Source organism: Pantoea vagans (assembly GCF_004792415.1).
Classification (GTDB): Bacteria; Pseudomonadota; Gammaproteobacteria; order Enterobacterales; family Enterobacteriaceae; genus Pantoea; species Pantoea vagans.
In genome coordinates this window covers 3,614,372-3,629,650 of the sequence record NZ_CP038853.1, presented here as the reverse complement: position 1 = coordinate 3,629,650, position 15,279 = coordinate 3,614,372, and the positions used below count along the sequence as shown (strand labels likewise).

General features: G+C 53.5%; 14 protein-coding genes and 2 tRNA genes. 14 read left to right on the top strand and 2 right to left on the bottom strand.

Annotated features, from left to right (window positions below):
* Positions 1-33: 33 nt before the first annotated feature.
* Positions 34-1,467 (bottom strand): serine-type D-Ala-D-Ala carboxypeptidase, encoded by a 1,434-nt coding sequence (gene dacB / locus EGO56_RS17080; RefSeq protein ID WP_010251813.1) that lies wholly within the window; start codon positions 1,465-1,467, stop codon positions 34-36.
* Positions 1,468-1,716: 249 nt separating this feature from the next.
* Here dacB and greA point away from each other — a divergent pair, with 249 nt between their 5' ends.
* The gene (gene greA, locus EGO56_RS17075) at positions 1,717-2,193 is read left to right on the top strand and encodes a transcription elongation factor GreA (protein WP_010251811.1); all 477 of its coding nucleotides are present in this window, start codon (positions 1,717-1,719) and stop codon (positions 2,191-2,193) included.
* Positions 2,194-2,299: 106 nt separating this feature from the next.
* On the opposite strand, the gene yhbY is transcribed toward greA, so the two are convergent.
* On the bottom strand, positions 2,300-2,593 hold the full coding sequence (yhbY, locus tag EGO56_RS17070; RefSeq protein ID WP_010251809.1) for a ribosome assembly RNA-binding protein YhbY: 294 nt from the start codon (positions 2,591-2,593) through the stop codon (positions 2,300-2,302).
* Positions 2,594-2,720: 127 nt separating this feature from the next.
* Here yhbY and rlmE point away from each other — a divergent pair, with 127 nt between their 5' ends.
* The 13 genes from rlmE (at position 2,721) to rpsO (ending at position 15,161) form a co-directional block, all read left to right on the top strand.
* Positions 2,721-3,350, top strand: coding sequence for a 23S rRNA (uridine(2552)-2'-O)-methyltransferase RlmE (gene rlmE, locus EGO56_RS17065; protein WP_013359905.1), 630 nt, complete (start codon positions 2,721-2,723; stop codon positions 3,348-3,350).
* Positions 3,351-3,463: 113 nt separating this feature from the next.
* Positions 3,464-5,389, top strand: coding sequence for an ATP-dependent zinc metalloprotease FtsH (gene ftsH / locus EGO56_RS17060; RefSeq protein ID WP_033731314.1), 1,926 nt, complete (start codon positions 3,464-3,466; stop codon positions 5,387-5,389).
* A gap of 79 nt (positions 5,390-5,468) precedes the next feature.
* Positions 5,469-6,308 carry a dihydropteroate synthase gene (gene folP / locus EGO56_RS17055; RefSeq protein WP_135910331.1) on the top strand — a complete coding sequence of 280 codons (840 nt, stop codon included), beginning with the start codon at positions 5,469-5,471 and terminating at the stop codon, positions 6,306-6,308.
* Positions 6,305-7,639, top strand: a complete 1,335-nt coding sequence (gene glmM, locus EGO56_RS17050) for a phosphoglucosamine mutase (protein ID WP_135910330.1) — start codon at positions 6,305-6,307, stop codon at positions 7,637-7,639. The genes folP and glmM overlap by 4 nt, the downstream gene beginning before the upstream one ends.
* A gap of 217 nt (positions 7,640-7,856) precedes the next feature.
* The gene (gene secG, locus EGO56_RS17040; protein ID WP_135910328.1) at positions 7,857-8,195 is read left to right on the top strand and encodes a preprotein translocase subunit SecG; all 339 of its coding nucleotides are present in this window, start codon (positions 7,857-7,859) and stop codon (positions 8,193-8,195) included.
* A gap of 37 nt (positions 8,196-8,232) precedes the next feature.
* Positions 8,233-8,319 (top strand) — tRNA-Leu (locus EGO56_RS17035).
* 59 nt (positions 8,320-8,378) lie between these two features.
* A tRNA-Met gene (locus tag EGO56_RS17030) sits at positions 8,379-8,455 on the top strand.
* Positions 8,456-8,667: 212 nt separating this feature from the next.
* On the top strand, positions 8,668-9,120 hold the full coding sequence (gene rimP / locus EGO56_RS17025; protein WP_010251795.1) for a ribosome maturation factor RimP: 453 nt from the start codon (positions 8,668-8,670) through the stop codon (positions 9,118-9,120).
* 24 nt (positions 9,121-9,144) lie between these two features.
* Entirely contained in the window at positions 9,145-10,632 is a 1,488-nt protein-coding gene (gene nusA / locus EGO56_RS17020) for a transcription termination factor NusA (RefSeq protein ID WP_061061455.1), read from the top strand.
* Between the two features lie 17 nt (positions 10,633-10,649).
* The gene (gene infB, locus EGO56_RS17015) at positions 10,650-13,343 is read left to right on the top strand and encodes a translation initiation factor IF-2 (RefSeq protein WP_013359910.1); all 2,694 of its coding nucleotides are present in this window, start codon (positions 10,650-10,652) and stop codon (positions 13,341-13,343) included.
* A 65-nt stretch (positions 13,344-13,408) separates the two neighbouring features.
* On the top strand, positions 13,409-13,816 hold the full coding sequence (gene rbfA, locus EGO56_RS17010; RefSeq protein ID WP_033731320.1) for a 30S ribosome-binding factor RbfA: 408 nt from the start codon (positions 13,409-13,411) through the stop codon (positions 13,814-13,816).
* Positions 13,816-14,760 (top strand): tRNA pseudouridine(55) synthase TruB, encoded by a 945-nt coding sequence (gene truB / locus EGO56_RS17005; RefSeq protein WP_033781661.1) that lies wholly within the window; start codon positions 13,816-13,818, stop codon positions 14,758-14,760. The genes rbfA and truB overlap by 1 nt, the downstream gene beginning before the upstream one ends.
* 131 nt (positions 14,761-14,891) lie before the next feature.
* Positions 14,892-15,161 (top strand): 30S ribosomal protein S15, encoded by a 270-nt coding sequence (rpsO, locus tag EGO56_RS17000; RefSeq protein WP_003851063.1) that lies wholly within the window; start codon positions 14,892-14,894, stop codon positions 15,159-15,161.
* Positions 15,162-15,279 lie beyond the last annotated feature (118 nt).

Genomic DNA, 15,279 nt, shown 5'->3' with positions numbered 1-15,279 from the left:
TGATCGCCCGCTGCGTTTTTTATCTCTGCTTTATCAGTTGTTCTGATTGATATCGCGGTAGAGTCGGCTCTCAAAACGTACCAGTGGAATACGGCGGGTACGTTGATCTTCCGGCGGCACGGCATAACCGGAAAGGAACTGAACAAAGGCCACACGTGCACCACTGGACGTGGTAATAAAGCCCGCGAGATTATAGACGCCCTGCAGTGAACCGGTTTTCGCCGAGACCTTGCCATCCAGTCCCGCCTCATGCAGTCCGCCGCGATACTGCAGTGTGCCGTCATAACCCGCCAGCGGCAGCATCGAAATATAATCCAGCGTATTGTCATTCTTCGCAATGAACTGCAACACCTGCATCATGGTTTGCGGCGAAATCAGATCGTGGCGCGACAGACCGGAACCATCGACCTGAATGCTGTTGCCCATATCGACGTTGGCTTTGGCTTTCAGGATACGGCGGACGGCATCCTGTCCGGCGCGGAAGGTACCAGGCACGTTAAAGTAGTGATGACCAATGGTGCGGAAGACCGTGTCGGCTATCATGTTGTCTGACTTCTTCAGCATGGTGTGCAGCAGCGTATGCAGCGGGGCAGACTGGGTCGATGCCAGTACGGTACCTGGCTCCGTGACCTGCGTCTGGCGTACCAGATGGCCACTGTAGTCAATCTCTGATGACCGCAGCTCTGCCTTCAGGATTTCACCCGCCCACGCCGCGCCATCCTGCACCGCAAAGGCCAGCGGCAGCGGTTCGGCACGCTGGCGCATACAGCCTGTCAGGGTGTAACGGTTCAGCTCACCCGGAACCACATCCAGTTCACAATATTGCCCTTCACCGCTGTTACGGCCGATGGTGCGGACCTGGCTGTACATATGCGCCGGATAATAGGAAGCGATGCGCACAAACGCATTTTCACCCGGCGTATTAGCGCTGTAGAGCGACACCGAGAAGCAGTTTTTATCCACAATCGCGGCACCCGGCGGGGCGCTGAAGCACTGGGTCATATCGTTCCACGGCCAGCCCGGTGCCATGTCATGACTGGCAAAAACCGAGGTGTCGATAACCAGGTTGCCTTTGATATGGTTAATGCCCTGCTTCTTTATCGCCGCGACCATGTTGCGCAGATCCTGACGGCTTAAGGTCGGATCACCGCCGAAACGTGCAACTAAATCGCCGTTCAGGGTGCCATCAATAATGGCACCCCGGGTCTCAAACGTGGTCTGAAAACGGAAGTCGCCACCCAGTTCCAGTAGTGCCGCCAGCGCCGTCACCACTTTCATGGTACTGGCGGGCAGGGCCATCTGTTTGCCGTGGTAATCAATAATCGGTGTTGATGCACCCACTTTCTGAACCATCAGCGCCAGATTGGCGCCATCTGGCAGGTACTGCATGTATTCATCAACTGGCGCTGCGTGTGCCTGCAGCATAAATGCGCAGCTTAATCCGGTAACAAGTCGTGAAAATCGCATAATCTCGCGGTAACTGGCAGGTGAGGGCGTCAATACTACGTCGCTGGGCGGTGCAAAGTAAACGATGACCCGCAGGGAACTCTGGGGTAAAATACGTATCAAATTGCAAAACTCTTTTCTGGCCTGGAGGCATCTCCGGGTCAGGATTCTTTTATTTGCAAAAACGGGCTAATGCGCCGCAGAGCGCTTTTTTCTGCGGTCACCGGTCAGGATGACATCGTTAAACAGGAAAGAGGGCGAGGAGCTTAAATGAATCAGATTCCGATGACGTTAAGAGGCGCTGAAAGATTGCGCGAAGAGCTGAACGAGCTGAAAACCGTGAAGCGCCCGCGCATTATCGCCTCTATCGCTGATGCACGCGAACATGGCGATTTAAAAGAGAACGCGGAATATCACGCTGCGCGTGAAGAGCAGGGCTTTTGTGAAGGCCGTATTCAGGAGATTGAAGCCAAACTCTCCAATGCGCAGGTTATCGATGTCACGCAGATGCCGAAAACCGGCCGCGTGATCTTCGGTGCCACGGTGACCGTGCTGAACGTCGAGACCGACGAAGAAGCCACGTATCGCATCGTGGGCGATGACGAAGCGGACTTTAAGCAAAATCTGATTTCGGTCAATTCGCCAATGGCGCGCGGCCTGGTGGGTAAAGAGGCCGATGATGTGGCTATCGTAAAAACCCCGGGCGGCGACGTTGAGTATGAGATCCTGAAGGTGGAATACCTTTAAGATGTTGCTACGCTTTGAAAAGCGTTTAAGCACAATGTAAAGAAAGGAAAAAGGCCGCATTGCGGCCTTTTATCTGAGGTAAGAGCATGTCACTTTCTTTGCCCACTTAGCGTGGCAGAGAAATTTTGCTCTCTTTAGAGGGGCGATACAGCACCAGCGTTTTGCCGATCACCTGTACGTTGCTGGCACCGGTCTCACGCACGATAGCCTCGACGATCAGCTGTTTCGTTTCACGATCTTCAGAGGCGATTTTTACCTTAATCAGTTCGTGATGCGACAGAGCCTGCTCGATTTCGGCCAGCACGCCTTCAGTCAGGCCATTGCCACCCAGCATAACCACTGGCTTGAGCGGATGGGCGAGGCCCTTGAGGTGCTGTTTTTGTTTGGTACTTAGATTCATCGTAGTTTTTTACTTACTCAGGGATTGAAAACGGTTCATTCTACCGCCATCTCGGGTATATCACCAAATCGACGCAACCCATTGCGTGCAGGTTTATCGCTACGATGACGATTTAACTGGAATTATTATGACGGGTAAAAAGCGTTCGGCCAGCTCCAGCCGCTGGCTTCAGGAACACTTTAGCGATAAATATGTGCTTCAGGCGCAGAAAAAAGGGTTGCGCTCGCGCGCCTGGTTTAAACTTGATGAAATACAACAGGGTGACAAGCTTTTCAAACCCGGCATGACCGTGGTAGATCTGGGTGCTGCACCTGGTGGCTGGTCGCAGTATGTGGTTCAGCAAATCGGGAATAAAGGGCGCATCATTGCCTGTGATATCCTGCCAATGGATCCGATAGTCGGTGTCGATTTCCTTCAGGGCGATTTTCGTGAAGAATCGGTGATCAATGCGCTGCTTGAGCGCGTTGGCGATCAGAAAGTTCAGGTTGTCATGTCCGATATGGCGCCGAATATGAGTGGTACACCTGCCGTAGATATTCCCCGGTCGATGTATTTAGTGGAGCTGGCGCTGGAGATGTGTCGGGATATTCTGGCACCTGGCGGCAGTTTCGTAGTGAAAGTGTTTCAGGGAGATGGCTTCGATGAATACCTGCGGGAAATTCGCTCCCTGTTTACGAAAGTAAAAATTCGTAAGCCGGACGCTTCACGGTCTCGTTCACGTGAAGTGTACATTGTGGCGACTGGGCGCAAACTATAACCAAATTGCTGGAGATGTCCGCAGCTTTGCTGCGATTCCATGTATGCAGGAACTATAGTACCCTACGCTATCTGTTAACACCGATGTAATATGAGGTTAATCCCTTGAGTGACATGGCGAAAAACCTGATTCTCTGGTTAGTCATCGCGGTCGTGCTGATGTCAGTATTCCAGAGCTTTGGGCCCAGCGAGTCGAATGGCCGTCGGGTTGATTATTCAACCTTCCTGTCGGAAGTGAACCAGGATCAGGTCCGCGAGGCACGTATTAACGGGCGTGAAATTAACGTTGTCAAAAAAGACAGCAATAAATATACCACCTACATTCCTGTCAACGATCCCAAGTTGCTCGATAACCTCTTGACCAAAAACGTCAAAGTGGTTGGCGAACCGCCGGAAGAGCCAAGCCTGCTGGCTTCCATCTTCATTTCGTGGTTCCCGATGCTGCTGCTGATCGGTGTGTGGATCTTCTTTATGCGTCAGATGCAGGGCGGCGGCGGTAAGGGCGCGATGTCCTTCGGCAAAAGCAAAGCCCGCATGTTGACAGAAGACCAGATTAAAACCACTTTCGCCGACGTTGCGGGTTGTGACGAAGCGAAAGATGAAGTGGCTGAGCTGGTGGAATATCTGCGTGAGCCGAGCCGTTTCCAGAAGCTGGGCGGTAAAATTCCAAAAGGCGTTCTGATGGTGGGGCCGCCGGGTACCGGTAAAACCCTGCTGGCAAAAGCGATTGCCGGTGAAGCCAAAGTGCCTTTCTTCACTATTTCCGGTTCTGACTTTGTGGAAATGTTTGTCGGTGTCGGTGCATCCCGTGTGCGCGACATGTTCGAACAGGCCAAGAAAGCCGCACCGTGCATCATCTTCATCGATGAGATTGACGCCGTCGGTCGTCAGCGTGGCGCCGGTTTAGGCGGTGGCCATGATGAACGTGAGCAGACGCTGAACCAGATGCTGGTTGAGATGGATGGTTTCGAAGGTAACGAAGGAATTATCGTTATCGCCGCGACTAACCGTCCTGACGTACTGGACCCTGCGCTGCTGCGTCCAGGCCGCTTTGACCGTCAGGTTGTGGTCGGTCTGCCAGACGTACGTGGTCGTGAGCAGATCCTGAAAGTGCATATGCGTCGTGTGCCACTGGCAACCGACATTGATGCTGCAATCATTGCACGTGGTACGCCAGGCTTCTCAGGTGCCGATCTGGCTAACCTGGTGAACGAAGCAGCGTTGTTCGCCGCTCGTTCAAACAAGCGTGTGGTGTCGATGGTTGAGTTCGAGAAAGCGAAAGACAAAATCATGATGGGTGCGGAACGTCGCTCCATGGTGATGACGGAATCGCAGAAAGAATCCACTGCCTATCACGAAGCAGGCCACGCCATTATTGGCCGCCTGGTGCCAGAGCATGATCCGGTGCATAAAGTCACGATTATCCCGCGTGGCCGTGCGCTGGGTGTGACCTTCTTCCTGCCTGAAGGCGACGCGATTAGCGCCAGCCGTCAGAAACTGGAAAGCCAGATCTCAACGCTGTACGGCGGTCGTCTGGCAGAAGAGATCATCTACGGTGTTGAACATGTTTCTACCGGCGCGTCCAACGACATTAAAGTCGCGACGAATCTGGCACGTAACATGGTGACGCAGTGGGGCTTCTCTGAAAAACTGGGTCCGTTGCTGTATGCAGAAGAAGAGGGTGAAGTGTTCCTTGGACGTTCTGTCGCGAAAGCGAAACATATGTCTGATGAAACAGCCCGCATTATCGACCAGGAAGTTAAACACCTGATCGACAGTAACTACCAGCGTGCTCGTCGCATTCTGGGTGAGAACATGGACATCCTTCACGCGATGAAAGATGCGCTGATGAAGTATGAAACCATCGATGCACCACAGATCGACGACCTGATGGCACGCCGCGAAGTGCGTCCGCCAGCGGGCTGGGAAGATCCAGGCAGCAACTCAGACAGCAACGGTACGCCAAAAGCGCCACGTCCGGTTGATGAACCACGTACACCAAATCCAGGTAATACCATGTCAGAGCAGTACAACAAATAAGACGCATCATCGTCAGACAAAACCCCGGCTGGTCCGGGGTTTTTTACATCCAGATATTGATCAGCAAGGAGTTTTCACCATGAAGTTGTTTGCCCGTGATTCCCATCTCGATTTATCGTTTCCTCATGTGATGGGCATTCTGAATGTCACGCCGGACTCCTTTTCAGATGGTGGTAAACATAACGCGCTGGTCGATGCGCTGACGCATACCAATGAGATGGTCAACGCCGGCGCAACCATTATCGATGTAGGCGGTGAATCAACCCGTCCGGGCGCTGATGAGGTCAGTGTGGAGGAGGAGCTGGAGCGGGTCATTCCGGTGATCGATGCCATTGCCCAGCGTTTCGAAGTCTGGATTTCAGTAGACACTTCTAAAGCGGACGTGATCCGGGAAGCCGCGCAAGTGGGTGCTCACATCATTAACGATGTCCGTTCCCTCTCTGAACCGGGCGCGCTGGAAGCTGCCGCCGCAACCGGACTGCCTGTCTGTTTAATGCATATGCAGGGCGAACCGCGCACCATGCAGCAGGCACCGGTTTACGAAAACATCTTAAGGGAAGTGGACACTTACTTCGCTCAGCAGATTGCGCGTTGCGAAGCGGCGGGAATGAAAAAAGAGCAGCTGATACTCGACCCGGGCTTCGGTTTCGGTAAAAATCTCAGCCACAATTATGAACTGCTGGCTCATCTCAGCGATTTTCACCACTTTGGTCTGCCACTGCTGGTGGGGATGTCGCGTAAATCGATGATTGGCCAGTTGTTAAATGTCGGCCCGTCACAGCGTTTAACCGGCAGCCTGAGCTGCGCGGTGATTGCTGCCATGCAGGGCGCGCAGATTATTCGCGTCCATGACGTAAGAGAGACGGCCGAAGCGATGCGCGTGGTCGAAGCGACCCGAAGAGCAAAAGGAACATCATGAGTAATCGTAAATATTTCGGTACAGACGGCATTCGCGGCAAAGTCGGTGAAACACCTATCACGCCTGATTTTGTCCTGAAGCTGGGCTGGGCCGCGGGTAAAGTACTGGCGCGCCACGGTTCCAAAAAGATCATCATCGGCAAAGATACCCGTATCTCTGGCTATATGCTGGAGTCTGCGCTGGAAGCAGGTCTCGCCGCCGCGGGCCTGACCGCTGCGTTTACCGGTCCGATGCCGACCCCCGCCATCGCCTATCTGACCCGTACCTTCCGCGCTGAGGCGGGCATTGTGATTTCAGCATCGCACAATCCGTTTGACGACAACGGCATTAAATTCTTCTCGTCCGAAGGCACCAAACTGCCTGATGACGTGGAAGAAGCGATTGAGCTGGAGATGGAAAAGCCAATTACCTGCGTGGAGTCCGCGCAGTTAGGCCGCGCCAGCCGCATCGTAGATGCAGCAGGGCGTTACATTGAGTTTTGCAAAGGGACTTTCCCCAGCGAACTCAATCTGAATGGCCTGAAAATTGTGGTCGACTGTGCCAATGGCGCGACTTACCACATTGCGCCGAATGTCCTGCGCGAGCTGGGCGCAACCGTCATCGCAATCGGTGTGCAGCCAGACGGCATGAACATCAACAAAGAGTGCGGTGCGACCGATCTTAAACTACTGCAGCAGCGCGTACTGGCAGAGAAGGCGGATATCGGTCTGGCCTATGATGGCGACGGCGACCGCATCATGATGATTGACCATCTGGGTGACAAAGTTGATGGCGACCAGATTCTTTACATCATTGCACGTGAAGCGCTGCGTCAGGGACAGTTACGTGGCGGTGTAGTGGGCACGCTGATGAGCAACATGGGCCTGGAATTAGCGCTGAAACAGCTCGGCATTCCGTTTACCCGTGCCAAAGTCGGTGACCGTTATGTGCTGGAGAAGATGCAGGAGAAGGGCTGGCGTCTCGGCGCGGAGAACTCCGGTCATGTGATCCTGCTGGATAAAACCACCACCGGTGACGGTATCGTTGCAAGTTTGCAAGTGCTCACTGCGATGGTGCGTAACCACATGAGCCTGCACGATCTCTGCAGTGGTATGAAGATGCTGCCGCAGGTTCTGGTCAACGTACGCTTCGCGGGCGAGCATGACCCGCTGCAAAGCGACGCCGTGAAAGCGGTCACCGCCGATGTTGAAAAAGCGCTGGCGGGTCGCGGACGCGTTCTGTTGCGTAAGTCAGGCACTGAGCCGCTGATTCGTGTGATGGTCGAAGGCGAAAATGAGGCGCAGGTCACCGAACTGGCTAATCGGATTGCCGATCAGGTCAAAGCGGTTTAAACCTCTTAATGGCGGTACTCAGAATGCTGAACCGCCTGTAAAATCACCGGGATGGCGCTTTTTTCTGCAATCAGTTTGCGTAAGAGAAATTGCACTTGCAGAGATATGCGCCTTTGGTTAGTATTCACACCCGCTTCTGATGGGTGATGACGAGACGCCCCATCAATACTGGTTGAAGCTTTAACTGTACGATTATCGTGCAAGGAACAGGTTGAATATGTACGAAGCTCTTTTAGTTGTTTTCCTTATTGTAGCTATCGCCCTCGTGGGTATGATCATGCTGCAGCAAGGCAAAGGCGCTGATATGGGAGCCTCATTCGGTGCAGGCGCATCCGGTACGGTGTTTGGTTCTTCGGGTTCAGGTAATTTCATGACCCGTACGACTGGCATCTTAGCGGCACTGTTCTTCATCATCAGCCTGGTTCTGGGTAATCTGAACAGCAATAAAACCTCAAAAGGAAGCGAGTGGGAAAATCTTTCTGCGCCGGCGCAGTCTTCTCAACAGACTGAAAAGCCAGCTCAACCGGTTACACCGGGCAGCGATATTCCTAAGTAAGGTCGTCAGCACAACGAATCGTTGTGGTCAGTGCAGTGCCGTGGTGGTGGAATTGGTAGACACGCTACCTTGAGGTGGTAGTGCCCGATTGGGCTTACGGGTTCAAGTCCCGTCCTCGGTACCAAATAGCAGTATCTCTTGCATTTTATGCAGGTCTGGCGTATTATTCGCCACGTTTTCGGACGCGGGGTGGAGCAGCCTGGTAGCTCGTCGGGCTCATAACCCGAAGGTCGTCGGTTCAAATCCGGCCCCCGCAACCAATTTTCCCTTTGAGTTCTTTTTCAAATATACTGTATGCATCGACGGACGCATTCACGGCTATTTTTTGAAAGAAAATTCTTTGGATGGAGTCCGGGCCGCATTGCGGCATACAGGGTCCAGTGACTAAAAGCCCCGAATATTCGGGGTTTTTTGTTATTAGCGAATCGTAATACTGGGCTATAGGCCCTTTTTTTATGTCTTGGGGGTGGGCTTGTCCACATTAGAGCAAAAATTGACAGAGTTGGTATCGGCTCCCGTAGAAGCGCTGGGTTACGAACTGGTTGGAATTGAATTCGTTCGTAGTCGCACATCTATCCTGCGCATCTATATTGATAGTGAAGATGGCATCAATGTCGATGATTGCGCCGATGTCAGCCACCAGGTAAGTGCGGTAATGGATGTTGAAGATCCGATTACGGTACCTTACAACCTTGAAGTCTCTTCACCGGGACTCGATCGTCCTCTGTTCACCGCAGAACACTACACCCGTTTTATGGGTGAAGAAGTGAGTCTGGTGTTGCGTATGGCCGTTCAGAACCGCCGTAAATGGCAGGGAACCATCAAGTCAGTTGATGGCGAGATGATCACGGTGCACGTTGAGGGTAGCGATGAAGTGTTCGCGCTGAGTAATATTCAGAAAGCGAACCTGGTCCCCCACTTTTAAAAGTCCGGATTGAGGCTAACCAGGATGAACAAAGAGATCTTAGCTGTTGTAGAAGCCGTTTCTAACGAAAAAGCCCTGCCGCGTGAGAAAATCTTCGAAGCGCTGGAGAGCGCGCTGGCGACTGCGACCAAGAAAAAGTACGAGCAGGAAATTGAAGTACGCGTCAGCATTGATCGCCGCAGTGGCGATTTCGATACTTTCCGCCGCTGGGAAATCGTAGAAGAGGTGACACAGCCGACGCGCGAGATCACGCTGGATGCGGCCCGCTTCGAAGATGAAGCATTCAATCTGGGCGAATATGTCGAAGATCAGATTGAATCGGTCACCTTTGACCGTATCACTACCCAGACCGCTAAGCAGGTTATCGTGCAAAAAGTGCGCGAAGCTGAGCGCGCGATGGTGGTTGATCAGTTCCGTGAGCAGGAAGGCGAAATCATCACCGGTGTGGTGAAGAAAGTTAACCGCGACAACATTTCCCTCGACTTAGGCAGCAATGCCGAAGCGGTCATTCTGCGCGAAGATATGCTGCCGCGTGAAAACTTCCGTCCAGGCGACCGTATTCGTGGCGTACTCTACTCGGTACGTCCGGAAGCGCGTGGCGCGCAGCTGTTCGTGACGCGTTCCAAACCGGAAATGCTGATTGAACTGTTCCGCATTGAGGTGCCAGAAATTGGCGAAGAACTGATTGAAATTAAAGCTGCTGCCCGTGATCCGGGTTCTCGCGCTAAAATTGCAGTCAAAACTAACGACAAACGTATCGATCCGGTGGGTGCCTGTGTGGGCATGCGCGGCGCGCGTGTTCAGGCTGTTTCCAGTGAACTGGGCGGCGAGCGTATCGATATCGTGCTGTGGGACGATAACCCGGCGCAGTTTGTTATTAACGCCATGGCTCCGGCCGATGTGGCGTCAATCGTGGTTGATGAAGATAATCACACCATGGATATCGCCGTAGAAGCTGGCAATCTGGCTCAGGCGATCGGCCGTAACGGCCAAAACGTGCGTCTCGCTTCGCAGCTGAGTGGCTGGGAGCTGAACGTGATGACCGTCGATGATCTGCAGGCTAAGCATCAGGCTGAAGCGCATGCAGCGATCGATATGTTCACTAAACATCTCGACATCGACGAAGAGTTCGCCACCGTACTGGTGGAAGAGGGCTTCTCCTCGCTGGAAGAGCTGGCATACGTGCCAATCAACGAGCTGCTGGAAGTCGACGGCCTCGACGAAGAGACCATTGAAGCCCTGCGTGAACGAGCAAAAAATGCGTTAACCACCCTGGCACTGGCGAAAGAAGAGAGTCTTGGAAATCAGGAGCCCGCAGCGGATCTTCTGAATCTTGAAGGCCTCGATCGTGCGCTGGCGTTCCGCCTGGCGTCAAAAGGCGTTTGCACGCTGGAAGATCTCGCTGAGCAAGGTGTTGACGATCTGACGGATATTGAAGGCATGTCTGATGAACAGGCCGGCGCGCTGATTATGGCCGCACGTAATATCTGCTGGTTCGGCGATGACGCGTAATAACAGGAAGGAACAGCATGACAGATGTAACCGTAAAATCGCTGGCCGCAGAAATTCAGACTCCGGTCGATCGCCTGGTACAGCAATTTGCTGATGCGGGGATCCCTAAGTCTGAAAATGACGCGGTGACCCAGCAAGAGAAAGAAACCTTACTATCTCATCTGAACCGTGAACACGGTCAGGTCGGTTCAGCTAAGCTGACGCTGCAGCGTAAAACGCGCAGCACCTTGAATATTCCAGGCACCGGGGGTAAAAGTAAGTCGGTGCAAATTGAAGTCCGCAAAAAGCGTACCTATGTGAAAGGTGATGCAGAGTCTGAGCAAGCTCAGGCAGAAGCTGAAGCCCAGGCGCAGCGTGAAGCGGAAGAGCAGGCGCAACGCGAGGCTGAAGAAAAAGCCCGTCGCGAAGCTGAACAGAAAGCGCAACGTGAAGCCGAAGATAAAGCAAGGCGCGAAGCCGCTGATAAGGCCAAACGTGCAGCAGCGGAAAATGACAAAGTGACAAATCAACCTACCGACGAAGTGACCAGGGCTGCGCAATCAGACAAAGCCCGTCGCGAAGCTGAAGCTGCTGAACTGAAGCGTAAAGCTGAAGAAGAAGCCCGCCGTAAGCTTGAAGAGGCTGCCCGCCTCGTAGCCGAAGAAGCCCGCCGTCTGGCTGAAGAGAAATCAGCTGAATGGGAAAAACCGGAAGAAGAGGATAAAGGCGACTATCACGTCACCACTTCGACCCACGCCCGTCAGGCAGAAGACGAAAACGACCGTCAGGTTGAAGCAGGCCGTGCGCGTGCACGTACGACTGCTAAAGCTGCGCGTCCGGCGAAAAAAGGCAACAAACATTCCGAAGCCAAAACTGACCGTGAAGAAGCGCGTGCGCAGGTTCGTGGCGGTAAAGGCGGTAAGCATCGCAAACCTAGCGCACTGCAGCAGGGCTTCAACAAGCCAGCGCAGGCCGTTAACCGCGATGTTGTGATTGGCGAAACCATCACCGTAGCCGAACTGGCGAACAAAATGGCGGTGAAAGGTTCTCTGGTCATCAAAGCGATGATGAAGATGGGCGCCATGGCGACTATCAACCAGGTCATCGATCAGGAAACTGCACAGCTCGTAGCCGAAGAGATGGGCCACAAAGTGACCCTGCGTCGTGAGAACGAGCTGGAAGAAGCGGTAATGGACGATCGTGATACCGATGCGGCACAGGAATCTCGTGCGCCGGTTGTGACCATCATGGGCCACGTCGACCACGGTAAAACCTCTCTGCTGGACTATATCCGCTCCACTAAAATCGCCTCTGGTGAAGCGGGCGGTATTACACAGCACATCGGTGCTTACCACGTTGAAACCGACAACGGTATGGTCACCTTCCTGGATACCCCGGGCCACGCCGCGTTTACCGCGATGCGTGCACGTGGTGCGCAGGCGACCGATATCGTTATCCTGGTCGTTGCCGCAGACGATGGCGTGATGCCACAGACTGTCGAAGCTATTCAGCACGCCAAAGCCGCTAAAGTGCCGGTTGTGGTTGCCGTGAACAAGTGCGATAAGCCAGAAGCGGATCCGGATCGTGTTAAAAACGAACTGACTCAGTACGGAATTATTCCGGAAGAGTGGGGCGGCGAAAACATGTTCGTGAATGTCTCTGCGAAAGCGGGTACCGGCATTGATGACCTGTTAAACGCTATCCTGCTGCAGGCGGAAGTGCTGGAACTGACGGCTATCCGTGAAGGTATGGCGAGTGGCGTAGTGATTGAATCGTTCCTCGACAAAGGTCGTGGTCCGGTTGCTACCGTGCTGGTTCGTGAAGGTACGCTCAACAAGGGCGACATCGTTCTTTGTGGTTTCGAATATGGCCGTGTTCGTGCAATGCGTGACGAACTGGGTCGCGAAGTTCTGGAAGCGGGTCCTTCTATCCCGGTTGAGATTCTGGGTCTGTCCGGCGTGCCGGCTGCAGGTGATGAAGCGACCGTGGTACGTGACGAGAAGAAAGCACGTGAAGTTGCGCTCTATCGTCAGGGCAAATTCCGCGAAGTTAAACTGGCTCGCCAGCAGAAATCTAAGCTCGAGAACATGTTTGCTAACATGACCGAAGGCGAAGTGTCTGAACTGAATATTGTTCTGAAAGCTGACGTTCAGGGTTCTGTGGAAGCCATCTCTGATTCCCTGCAGAAACTCTCCACCGACGAAGTGAAGGTGAAGATTGTGGGTTCAGGCGTAGGCGGGATTACCGAAACCGATGCAACCCTGGCGGCTGCTTCTAACGCCATCCTCCTTGGCTTCAACGTTCGTGCCGATGCCTCTGCGCGTCGCGTTATTGACGCAGAAAGCCTGGATCTGCGCTACTACTCTGTCATCTATAACCTGATTGACGAAGTTAAAGCAGCGATGAGCGGCATGCTGGCACCAGAGTACAAACAGCAGATCATTGGTCTGGCTGCAGTGCGCGACGTGTTCAAATCACCTAAGTTTGGCGCGATTGCCGGTTGTATGGTGACGGAAGGTAACATCAAACGTCACAATCCAATCCGTGTCCTGCGTGACAACGTGGTGATTTACGAAGGCGAGCTGGAATCTCTGCGTCGCTTTAAAGATGACGTCAACGAAGTGCGTAACGGCATGGAGTGCGGTATCGGCGTGAAGAACTACAACGACGTTCGCGTTGGCGATATGATCGAAGTGTTTGAAATCATCGAAATTAAACGCACCATCGAGTAATAGACTGCTGATGTGTTGCAATTTGGGAGGCCTCTGGCCTCCCGAATTATTTGGGAGAAATAATGATGGCGAAAGAATTTGGTCGCCCGCAGCGCGTGTCACAAGAGCTGCAAAAAGAGATTGCGATGATCCTGCAGCGTGAGATTAAAGATCCGCGCCTTGGCATGATGGTCACCGTATCCGGCGTTGAAGTGTCACGCGATCTTGCTTACGCAAAAGTGTTCGTGACGTTCCTCAACGACAAAGATGAAGATGCGATTAAGCATGGCCTGAAAGCGCTGAAAGAAGCCTCAGGTTACATTCGCATTCTGCTCGGCAAAGCGATGCGCCTGCGTATCGTGCCTGAGCTGACGTTCTTCTACGACAACTCGTTAGTCGAAGGGATGCGCATGTCTAACCTCGTCACCAGCGTCGTGAAGAACGATGCAGAGCGCCGTGGTCCGGATGCCACCGGCGATGACGAGGAGGCGTAATGAGTCGTCCGCGTCGTCGCGGTCGCGACGTCCATGGCGTGTTGTTGCTGGATAAGCCACAAGGCGTTTCGTCGAATGATGTCCTGCAGAAAGTGAAGCGTATCTTCAACGCCAATCGCGCAGGCCATACCGGCGCGCTTGATCCACTGGCCACCGGCATGTTGCCAATCTGCCTGGGTGAAGCGACCAAGTTTTCGCAGTATCTGCTCGATTCCGACAAACGCTACCGTGTGATTGCCCGACTGGGCGAGCGCACTGACACGTCAGACGCCGATGGCAACATCGTGCAGACGCGTCCGGTCAGCTTCAGTCAGGCCGATCTGGATAGCGCCCTTGAGAGCTTCCGCGGCGACACGCTGCAGGTGCCATCGATGTTTTCAGCGCTGAAGCATCAGGGTCGTCCGCTGTATGAATATGCGCGACAGGGCATTGTGATTGAGCGTGAACCGCGCCCGATCACGGTCTATGAGCTGCAGTTTATTCGCTGGCAGGATAATGAGCTGGAGCTGGAAATTCACTGCTCCAAAGGCACCTATATCCGTACCATCATCGATGATCTGGGCGAAAAGCTGGGATGTGGTGCGCATGTCATCATGCTGCGACGTGTACAGGTTGCGCGTTATCCGTATGAACGGATGGTGACGCTGGAACAGCTCAATACCCTGCTGGCGGAAGCCACAGAAGCAGGCATCCCACTGGAAACGCAGCTCGATCCGCTGTTGTTGCCGATGGACAGTCCCGCTTCTGATTTCCCTGAAGTAAATATCCCGCCCGCCGTGGCAGATTTTTTCCGCCAGGGACAGCCGGTGCAGGCCAGCAATGCGCCTGCGCACGGGCTGGTCAGGGTATCGGAAGGCGAAGCACGTAAATTTATCGGTATGGCAGAAATTGCCGATGATGGCCGTCTTGCGCCACGTCGTTTAGTGGTTGAGTATCAGGATTAAGCCAGGCGTTCACTTTTCGCTGATGGGGCATTTGCGTTGCTATCGGGCGCAGAGTAGAATAGCGCGGCTTTAAAGCGGGATGCTGAATTAGAGATCGGCACCCATACATTCATTTATTACTGGAGTTTATTATGTCTCTAAGCGTAGAAGCTAAAGCAGAGATCGTCGCTAAATATGGCCGTGGTGCTAACGACAGCGGTTCAACTGAAGTTCAGGTTGCCCTGTTGACCGCGCAGATTACCCATCTGCAGGGTCACTTCTCTGAGCACAAAAAAGACCACCACAGCCGCCGCGGTCTGCTGCGCATGGTATCTCAGCGTCGTAAGCTGCTGGACTACCTGAAGCGTAAAGACGTTGCACGCTACAGCAGCCTGATCGAAAGTCTCGGTCTGCGTCGCTAAGTCTGAAGAATCTGATCGTCGGGGCATTATGCGAGCTTTTGCACGGTGTGCAGCTTACGATCAGATTTGTGCGAGTTTCGTGAAGAGGGGGCCTTTATGGCCCCTTTTTTCGAGCAAT

Excerpts from the sequence above, each read along its gene's own strand:
- greA (WP_010251811.1), top strand. The coding sequence starts at position 1,717 with ATGAATCAGATTCCGATGACGTTAAGAGGCGCTGAAAGATTGCGCGAA.
- yhbY (WP_010251809.1), bottom strand. The coding sequence starts at position 2,593 with ATGAATCTAAGTACCAAACAAAAACAGCACCTCAAGGGCCTCGCCCAT.
- truB (WP_033781661.1), top strand. The coding sequence starts at position 13,816 with ATGAGTCGTCCGCGTCGTCGCGGTCGCGACGTCCATGGCGTGTTGTTG.
- secG (WP_135910328.1), top strand. The coding sequence starts at position 7,857 with ATGTACGAAGCTCTTTTAGTTGTTTTCCTTATTGTAGCTATCGCCCTC.
- rlmE (WP_013359905.1), top strand. The coding sequence starts at position 2,721 with ATGACGGGTAAAAAGCGTTCGGCCAGCTCCAGCCGCTGGCTTCAGGAA.
- folP (WP_135910331.1), top strand. The coding sequence starts at position 5,469 with ATGAAGTTGTTTGCCCGTGATTCCCATCTCGATTTATCGTTTCCTCAT.
- ftsH (WP_033731314.1), top strand. The coding sequence starts at position 3,464 with ATGGCGAAAAACCTGATTCTCTGGTTAGTCATCGCGGTCGTGCTGATG.
- dacB (WP_010251813.1), bottom strand. The coding sequence starts at position 1,467 with ATGCGATTTTCACGACTTGTTACCGGATTAAGCTGCGCATTTATGCTG.
- infB (WP_013359910.1), top strand. The coding sequence starts at position 10,650 with ATGACAGATGTAACCGTAAAATCGCTGGCCGCAGAAATTCAGACTCCG.
- rbfA (WP_033731320.1), top strand. The coding sequence starts at position 13,409 with ATGGCGAAAGAATTTGGTCGCCCGCAGCGCGTGTCACAAGAGCTGCAA.
- nusA (WP_061061455.1), top strand. The coding sequence starts at position 9,145 with ATGAACAAAGAGATCTTAGCTGTTGTAGAAGCCGTTTCTAACGAAAAA.
- glmM (WP_135910330.1), top strand. The coding sequence starts at position 6,305 with ATGAGTAATCGTAAATATTTCGGTACAGACGGCATTCGCGGCAAAGTC.
- rpsO (WP_003851063.1), top strand. The coding sequence starts at position 14,892 with ATGTCTCTAAGCGTAGAAGCTAAAGCAGAGATCGTCGCTAAATATGGC.